1 protein-coding gene and 1 pseudogene are annotated in these 2,045 nt (G+C 65.6%); both read right to left on the bottom strand.

The genetic code is table 11. The features are described from left to right. Positions 1-218: pseudogene (locus Y706_RS30110) on the bottom strand (trehalose synthase); the annotation flags it as partial. A 5-nt stretch (positions 219-223) separates the two neighbouring features. Continuing rightward, the coding region (locus tag Y706_RS24525; RefSeq protein ID WP_043435654.1) for an alpha-1,4-glucan--maltose-1-phosphate maltosyltransferase at positions 224-2,045 on the bottom strand (1,822 nt) is incomplete at its 5' end.

Consider the following 2,045-nt stretch of genomic DNA (forward strand, 5'->3'; position numbering starts at 1 on the left):
CAGTCCACCCCCAGCCACTGCAGGTAGTCCAGTTTCTCGATCAGGCCGTGGAAGTCACCCGAGCCGTCTCCGTTGCCGTCGGCGAAGCCCCGGACGAGCACCTCGTAGAAGACCGCCTTGCGGTACCAGAGAGGATCGTGCTGGAGGCCAGGGGCATTCAATTCAAAGCTCCCCCTCGGGCTGAAGTGCTGGCTCGGGTTCTGCGGGCTAAAACTCACTGGCACTACCTCCGGATGCTAAGGATGTGAACGGGCTCGAGGTGCGGGTCCAGGCGGACGTAGTTGTACTCCCCCCATTCCCAACTCTCGCCGGTCAGCAGGTCATCAACCATGAAACGGCCGTTGTGCGTGAAGTTCTCCGGGTCCAGTTCCAGCGCCGGCAGGTCCAGGGACACCGTGCTCTCCCGGGTGCCGTGCGGGTCCACGTTGACGACGATGATCAGGGTGTCCTTGGTCCCGTCCGCGAGGGTCTTGTGCTTGGAGTACACCACGGTGGAGCTGTCCGAGCTCTGGTGCACCGTCAGGTTCTGCAGATCCCCCAGGGCCGGGTGCGCGCGCCGGATCGCGTTGAGCCGGGTCAGATACGGGGCCAGGGTGCGCCCCGATTCTGCCGCCGCGTCCCAGTCGCGGGCCTTGTACTCAAACTTCTCGTTGTCGATGTACTCCTCGGCGCCGGGACGCGCCACGTGTTCGTAAAGCTCAAAGCCGGCGTACACCCCCCAGATGGGGCTTGCCGTCGCGGCCAGGGCCGCACGGATCTTGAAGGCCGCCGGGCCGCCGAACTGCAGGTATTCGGTGAGGATGTCCGGGGTGTTGACGAAGAAGTTCGGCCGGAAGTAGGCCGCCGACTCGTGGCTGACCTCCTGGAAGTACGTCTCCAGTTCTTCCTTGGTGTTCCGCCAGGTGAAGTAGGTGTAGGACTGCTGGAAGCCGGCCCGGCCAAGAGCGTGCATCATGGCCGGGCGGGTGAACGCCTCGGCGAGGAAGACGACGTCGGGGTGCTTTTTATTGACCTTGCCGATCAGCCATTCCCAGAACCACACGGGTTTGGTGTGCGGATTGTCCACCCGGAACACCTTGACGCCGTGGCTGACCCAGAGCATCACAATCCTTAGAATTTCATTGGACAGCCCCGCGGGGTCGTTGTCGAAATTCAGCGGGAAAATGTCCTGGTATTTCTTTGGCGGATTCTCCGCGTAGGCAATAGTGCCGTCGACGCGCGTGGTGAACCATTCCGGGTGGCTTTGCACCCAGGGGTGGTCCGGCGCGGCCTGCAGGGCAAGGTCCAGGGCCACCTCGAGTCCCAACTCACCGGCCCGCGCTACGAAGGCGTCGAAGTCCTCGAAGGTGCCCAGATCCGGGTGGATGGCGTCGTGGCCGCCCTCGTGGGATCCGATGGCCCATGGCGAACCGGGATCGTGCGGTCCGGCGATCAGGGTGTTGTTCGGCCCCTTGCGGTGCTGGACGCCGATCGGGTGGATCGGCGGCATGTAGATGATGTCAAAGCCCATGGCGGCGACGGCGTCGAGGCGCTGCGCGGCGGTGCGGAAGTTGCCGGAGGTCCATTCCCCCGTGTCGTGGTTGCGCACGGCACCTTCGGAGCGGGGGAAGAATTCGTACCAGGCGCCGGCTCCGGCAAGCTTTCGCTCCACCAGCAGCGGGTAAGGCTCGGATACCGTCACAAGTTCGCGGATGGGCTGGCGTTCGACGACGGCGGCGACGTCGGCGCCGAAGCCGGCGGCGAGGCGTTCCTCGGGTGTCCGGGACGTGTCGGAGAGGACGACGACGGCCATCCGCAGCGTTCTGCGGTCACCGGAGGGGCGGGAGGCGTCTTCGGAGGCTTCGGCCAGCAGGGCAGCACCTTCGGACAGCATGAGCTCGACGTCGATGCCGGCCTCCACCTTGACCTCGGCGTTGTGGTGCCAGGTGCCGTAGCGGTCGTGCCAGGCCTCGATGACGAAGGACCAGCTGCCTGTGGCGGGCGGGGTCAGGAGGCCTTCCCAGCGGTCCGTGCCCATTCCCCGGGGTCCGCGCGGCGGGGCAAGG

This window comes from Arthrobacter sp. I3, from assembly GCF_000520575.1.
Lineage (GTDB): Bacteria > Actinomycetota > Actinomycetes > Actinomycetales > Micrococcaceae > Arthrobacter > Arthrobacter humicola_A.